The sequence below is a fragment of the Halarchaeum nitratireducens genome, from assembly GCF_017874695.1.
In the GTDB taxonomy this organism is placed as follows: Archaea; Halobacteriota; Halobacteria; order Halobacteriales; family Halobacteriaceae; genus Halarchaeum; species Halarchaeum nitratireducens.
Genome location: NZ_JAGIKY010000015.1, coordinates 96,349 through 103,284 on the forward strand (window position 1 = coordinate 96,349; position 6,936 = coordinate 103,284).

General features: G+C 50.5%; 4 protein-coding genes and 1 pseudogene. 3 read left to right on the plus strand and 2 right to left on the minus strand.

What is annotated here, in order from left to right:
- Window positions 1–51 precede the first annotated feature (51 nt).
- The 3 genes from J2754_RS13940 to J2754_RS13950 all read left to right on the plus strand — a co-directional run bounded on the left by J2754_RS13940 (window position 52) and on the right by J2754_RS13950 (window position 4,694).
- A complete protein-coding gene (locus tag J2754_RS13940) occupies window positions 52–2,013 on the plus strand; it encodes a hypothetical protein (protein ID WP_211087795.1) in 1,962 nt (653 codons plus the stop codon).
- A gap of 28 nt (window positions 2,014–2,041) precedes the next feature.
- Window positions 2,042–3,922, plus strand: coding sequence for a transposase (locus tag J2754_RS16300; protein ID WP_245333047.1), 1,881 nt, complete (start codon window positions 2,042–2,044; stop codon window positions 3,920–3,922).
- Window positions 3,923–4,058: 136 nt separating this feature from the next.
- Window positions 4,059–4,694, plus strand: coding sequence for a COMM domain-containing protein (locus J2754_RS13950; RefSeq protein WP_211087796.1), 636 nt, complete (start codon window positions 4,059–4,061; stop codon window positions 4,692–4,694).
- Here J2754_RS13950 and J2754_RS13955 read toward each other — a convergent pair.
- Window positions 4,679–5,980 (minus strand): hypothetical protein, encoded by a 1,302-nt coding sequence (locus J2754_RS13955; protein ID WP_211087797.1) that lies wholly within the window; start codon window positions 5,978–5,980, stop codon window positions 4,679–4,681. The two genes, J2754_RS13950 and J2754_RS13955, sit on opposite strands and share 16 nt — an antisense overlap.
- Before the next feature lie 267 nt (window positions 5,981–6,247).
- Window positions 6,248–6,847: pseudogene (locus J2754_RS13960) on the minus strand (sensor histidine kinase); the annotation flags it as partial.
- Between the last annotated feature and the right edge of the window lie 89 nt (window positions 6,848–6,936).

The following is a 6,936-nucleotide window of genomic DNA, read 5'->3' on the forward strand; positions in this document are numbered from 1 at the left end:
GGACACCTTCCTGGGCAGAATATAAATTGAGTGCCCTTCAGTTGTACGAATATGGCAGATTGGTTTGACCAGTCAGAATTTATGAGCGACAACGGCGAGCTTTCTCCCAGTGAGCACTTTGAGTCAATCCATACGCCCTCATTGGGTTACACCCATATTGAAAAATCTTTGGCAAGTTTAGAGGCGGGTCTAGACGAGTTTGATGAAGAAAAACAAGGTGAAGCAGAGATTTATGCCAATGTTACTGTTTTTCGGGAGGTAATGCAGTATATTGAGAAATTCGGCATCTACTTTTATAGCAGATTAGATCCCGATGTGGATTTTGTTGAAGCTATCACAGGTACACGCCCAAAGCAAGTAAAAGAAAATTTTGAAGCGATCCGTGATGGGGAACTTGATCGAATCATAGAAGAGTATCAAGATGTCGATGCTGATGAGTGGCTGAAACAGGAACTTGGATATGATAAAATAGAGGAGAGCACTGATGAAGTCTCACTTGAAGATATTGTTGATAAGGAGAACGAGCTGAGTTCTGATATCGACAACATAGATGAAGCGATTACTGTGTCGTTAGAAACCATCAAAACCCATCTACGAGAGATTGCTGGATTCTTTCTCCGATTCGAAGAGCTATATAACGCAATCAGACATGGAAATCGCGTAACTCCATTAACAAATCATAGCTTCACGCTTGAGGGGCCGGATGGAGAAATCGAAGTGGAAATAAATGAAAACTATATGTCATTTCTTTGTAAAACCACTGGATCTCGCCGAGGAGGTGAGCTCTACACATTCACTGTGCCAGTTCGGACACTTCGGGAGCAAGCTACCGGAATTGTCAAACTGACAAGAAACATCTACACACAAATATACGATATCAGACAAAAAGTGAAAGAATCACAGCGTACAGGGGAAAGAGTGAATTTAAACCCCAACTTCTACGGAGTATCGAATTCCTCTGGAGAAGGGAGCCAGTTTTCGTTAAAAAGTATAAAGAATCCAGATGCTACTATTTGGCTTCCAGAAGAGGTGTTATCAGAGAGTATTGATCAATACGAACTTCCAATTAGTAGGGAGGTTGCAGTAGGGATATATGAACAAGGAGGAGAGATGGTGGTAAAAATGGAAGGTGATCACAGCCCTTCCTATGAGTATCCTCTGCTAGTAGAGGCAGAGATGCAAGGCGATTCCGATCAGCTGCAAGGAATGAAAATAACCCAAGACTTCTCCTTCAAGTTGTATGAACTACCCCTCTGGCAGTATCTAGAATTCCTATCTCTAGCGGAGATAGAACCCGTCCAGAATGTCACCTTAGAGTTTGTCACTACAGGGGAGTCCGAAACGCGACATACTGATACACCTATATCTCTTCCTTCATTGCCTGAGCCAGAGTTTCCAGATTTACTCCAATTCATGCGAAATGTGGGTCGAGCTGCCGATGCTGAAATTTGGGTGCCATACTATTGGCCTGCGCGTATTCCCCAAGTTGTTGAATACTATCGAAGGGAACGTAATCTCACTAGAGATGTTGCAAAGGAGCTATTGGACGATATTTCGGAACTTACGGACGAAACAGTAGTCACTATCCCAACGATCTCAATACTAGACCCCAATAGTATCGATGACGAAGGGAATTATCAGTCAATCAAGCACGAAGAGCTTCAACTGAAGATGGGCGGTATAATACTTGAAGTTGACGAAGAGTGGGGAGAAGGAGAATTCTCGCTAGTCCCCGGTGATGACTCTCGCTATGAAAGGAATGAGGTTGGTCACGTTGAAGGAATTGGTGTCACCTTCACAGAGGAAAACCCTGAAACAGTATATCAGGAGTTCCTACAGAAGGGATTGGATGCAGTTACGGAACTTTCAATAACAAACAATCCAGATCAAGCAGAATCGATCCTAGAAACTAAGCGAGTATACGGGCCGAAATTCACTTGGTATCATCTTGATGAGTTTCACTTTGCGATATATGATGAAATACCAACTCATATTGATATAGAACCTGAGTAAAACCACTGCTATTAGGTATACTCTTAGAATGGCAAAGGAGAAAGACGATGATGCCAACCGTGAGGCTGAGTCGAAGGGTGAAATCCACGAGCGGCGGCAGGAGAAGACGGAGATTTCAAGCCGGTACACCGAGGCCAAGAGGGAACTCCCCGATGATCGCCGAATAGATCCGTGGGGATACACGGAACTTCCAGTCCGAAATCCGGCTAACAACATCACATCCCCGCTGTGGGAAGTCATCAAATCAGAAGCCTACCGCGTCTACAATTGGGCGGAGGAACGAGATCGGTACGACGAACTGGAGACGCCCGAGCATCGACTCGCAAAGGCTCTCGGGAAGGTCCAGCTTCGGCACTATTACTGGTCGAAAGGGAAAAACGAGGATCTCACGGACAATTTGGACGGAGAGGACGCAACGCGCCTGTATCTGTTCTTCGACCTCTCGGCGCTCAACCAGTCGGCCGTCGCTCGTGCCATCAACGACCCGGACATCCGGGAGGCGTTGGGCATCGAGAACCCGGTGAGTCAGCCAACGCTGAACCGGATGCCGGGACGGATGGACGACGAGACGCGGCACTACTACGCCAGTGAGACCGAAACCCTGGTTCGGCAGTTGCAGGACACGAAGCTGGAACACTGGTTTCGAGACCCGACGCCGGACACGATAGTCACTGATGGCGAGGGGTTTCCGCCGGTCCAGGTGATCGCTCGGGAGCTGCGCTCGAAGACGTTCAAGAACATCCGGCTGAAGCGCGACGACAGCACGGAAGTGACGAAGAACGCCGCGCTCCGGGTGCTTATCGCCGCCGCGAACGGGAATGGGTTCGTCAACGACGCCGCGAAGAACCTCAAGTACAAGCCGTTCTACGACGATTGCGACATTCCGACGGGTCAGAACCTCACGCACCACCTGCGGAAGTCTTCGCGGGAGTCCGTCATGCGGATGTTCCGGGAAGCGAACGAGGTACTGTTCGAGATCGCCGCCCGGCACGACTACTTCCCTGAGGAGGCAGAGGTCGCCATCGACATCACGGACTGGCCGTTCTACGGCGACAACGAAAGCAACGAGTTCATTCGCGGGACGAAGCCGGGACGGAACTACTCGTGGGCGTGGAAGTACATCACGCTGGCTCTCGTCGGGACCAACACGCCGCTGATTCTGGTCGTCCTCCCGGTCAAAGACAAGAGCAAGACGCCAGAGTACATCCGCCGGATGCTCCGTCTGGCCAGGCAACACCTGAATATCGGCCGCGTCTATCTCGACGCGGGGACGGAGTTCTACAACTCGGACACGATTTCGACTATCACCGAGCAGGGCCTGGAACTGGTGATGCAGGGGCGAAAGTCGGGGAAGACGGTCAAACACTTCCTGAACGGGATGGCGCGGGCCGATCTCCGGTCGTCGTACTACCCCTACGGCGTCGGCTCCCTCGACGAAGAAAGCTACTACGCGGTCGGGCTGAAGTCGGACAAGACGGTGAAACTGCGGAATTCAGACGCCGATGAGCCGATGGACGACTACACGTACGTCTACACAAACCTGCATCCCCAAGAGGTCCCACCGGAAGAGTTGGGAGAGGCGTACCGCCGCCGGTGGGGTATCGAGACGGACTTCCGCGTGATCAAAGAGGAGTTCATCGCCAAGTGCGGGTCTCGAAACCCGGCGCTTCGAGCGTTCTATTTTAACTTCGCGGCCCACCTGTTCAACATCTGGACGGTGGCGAACATCCTTCGCGCCGAGGAGACAGGAGAGGATCTGAGCGAGGGGAAGCAACTGACTGCTGGTGAGCTGATGCAGGCCATCGAGGACGACCCTCACGACCTTCGGCTTCCGACCGAACCACCAGAAACCCGGCAGGTATTTGGCGACGTTCTCGGGGCCGGTTGGAATACCTCGGACGCTGACTGAATCTCAGCGGCCGTTTCTGAATGGAGTCGAAGTCATTCACTTTCTGACAAATTTTGATCCACGTCGAAGAGATATCCTATGAACCATCCGCCATCGCATCGAAAAACTAACATCAGTGCTGAGACAGCAGAAAATTATGAGCGACGGGGAAACACCGCTGGCCCTACAAGATGGCGAATCCGCATCAAATCAACTGAGAGAGGACGCGTCAATCCTTGCTGACTGTTCGTCAGACACCTTCAACATCATCTTAAACACGATATTCGAAGAACACGAGATCGAGACGATCGTTAGTGGTGAGGAGGATCTTACAACGACACTCATCGAACAGACAGATCTTGAGAATGACGATAACGCTACCATAATCAATTTTTTGCGATGGGCGATATTGTCGACGGGACGGTTGGATGTTATCGAGTCACAAATCGAGCAGGACTTGACGACTCTCGGCCTGGCAGCAGACCGGGCCGAAAAGTTAGCTAGCAAAATCGACGACCGACGCGATGAAATTCGAGCATTCCTATTTACCAGCTCTCGAATTGATCCTGCACCACGTTTGCTGAACGTCACTTGGAACGTAGAAAAAGTCACCTCAACATCCACGATCGAGAACGTCAATGATAGACGCGTGCTCCTCGAATTTACACTTAGTAACAACGGCGAGCAGGAATCGATTGTGGTTCAGGCAACAGGTGAAAATCTTCGTAACTTACTCTCGACTATGGGTGGGCTACAAAGTGAACTCTCTGACGGGATTCAGGATATTGAATAAGACCTGACCGGGGTGAGTGACTTCACATAGCTATTTTCGATCTCTGTCCCCTCAAATTCGTCCATAATTTGGACGAAGTCGTCGTCCTTCGAAAAGAGCTGTTCTGCGACTTCCCGAAACGATAAAGCCCCGCCAGCCCCGCCAACGACTCCAACCACTGCGTTCAATAGGTTTTCGAATAGGTCATAGTTACTCGTGAGCTGTGTAGTTGCCAGTAAATCGGCCGGAGACAACTGAACAAATAACGGAAGAGTCATTGCCAGACCTGCGACACCTGCACTCCCCTGAACGATATCACGCTTAACCGTGAACTCTCGACGAACCTGCTGATAGTCGGCTTCTATTTTTTCTGGAGCCTGTTCTAAAATATCATGAAATTCGGAGACATCATCTTCTTCGGCCAACTCATCAAGGATGTCGTTGAGCTTGATACGAAATCCCTCAAATTCTTCGGCCATTTCAATAATCTCCTCATAGGTTGCGTCCTGAATATAATATAAATCTGCTTGGTCATCATCGTGCTGCTGGCCAAATAGCTGCGCACCAACGCTACGGATATCCATGTCTTGGAGAGTTTCGTTGACCGCTCCAGTCGTTACAGGCCTGTTATGATCACCGGCACGTTTCCCCATACGAATTGCATTCAGTGGCATAGGATCTTGGACTTCGCCGGTCTGAGAAGAGTCTTTCAATTGTTGTGCTTCCATCGCTATCTGGGTCATATGCCCACAATAGACCTTTGAATCGGTGATCGGGGTCGCATTGAATCGACCGGCAGCCCAGAGTGGTTGACTACAGATTTTCCGCTCGTCAGAGTCGATTTCATTCATGAAGGACCGAATCTCACTGCTCCAGAGATGTGGACTAGGGACGATAGACACATGGCCGGACTGGATAAGTGGTTCCCAATTGAGGATATTCTGTATATATGGCATGACAGAATCATGTCGCTCCTTCGGTGGCCTATCGCGGCTCCCACGGAGGGTTCGATACACGATATCTTGGAGAATAACATGATCTGTGTATAATGGCGCGTACTTGAGGGTCTCGCTCAAGTTCGGTGAATACCCGTAATGAAACGAGTACACCGACTCAGTAGCGTCCTCACGGGCTGCGGTGATTGCAGCTTCTGCAAACGAATTAAAATGGTTCTCCAGCCGGCGTGTGAGTTCGTCAGCAGTGTCTTCAGTCCACTGGTACCTTTTTTCGCCATCATCGGTGATCTGGACTCGAAGCGTGTCACGAATGATGGCGAGATACTGTTCAGTAAACGAATGGTGATCCATATATACGTCTTCCGGGCCTGAATATTATGCTTTTGGCAGAGAGGGTATGGTTCGAAAACACGATCAACGCACTATCGAGAAGGCCCCAGATGATCTCGAAACGCCACCGAGAAATACTAGAATACAGACAATTATTTGGCGATGTTCTCGGGGCCGGTTGGATTTCCTCAGACGCCGACTGATTCTCTGGAGAGGTTGCTGAATAGAATCGCCGTGTTTTCAACTACTGATAGGCCGCAGGCACAGCTTGCTCACTGTCAACGGGTACTATTTCGATCGCTTGAACTCGAAGCGTGCCCCACCATCAGTTCCGTCTATCACCGAAACCGTCCAGCCGTGTGCCTTCGCGATGTCGGCCACGATTGAGAGCCCGAACCCAGTTCCCCCTTCGCTGGATGTGACGCCGTGCTTGAACACTTCGTCTCGTTTCTCCTCGGGAATCCCGCTGCCGGTATCCTCAACGTAGAACCCGTTGTCCCCGTCTAGTCGACCGACGGTTACCGTGACGTCAGTACCCCCGTGTTCGACTGCATTCCGGAACAGATTCTCAAAGAGTTGGGTCAGCCGTCCTGCATCGCCAGTGACTGTCGGAACTTCATCTGCAACTGTAAGTGTTGCTTCATCAGTGTCTACATATCCCCATGCCTCCGTCGTAGTACTCTTGAGGTCAATCTCTTCTGCATTCTCGATCGTCGTCTCCCCACGTGCCAGCGTCAGGAGGTCCCCAATGAGTCGTTCAATTCGTTCGTGTGCGGATTCTACTTTTTCAAAGTGCTCCGCCTTCCCCGTCTCCTCTACGATTTCGAGGAATCCCATCGCGACGGAAAGCGGGTTCCGAAGGTCGTGGGCAACGACGCTCGCCATCCGTCTTTAGTTAAGCGAGAAACCGCGTGATAGCGGCGGCTTATCGAGGCACCTTTCGGAAGGAATGAGGAAGTCCAGTCTGTGCACGACAA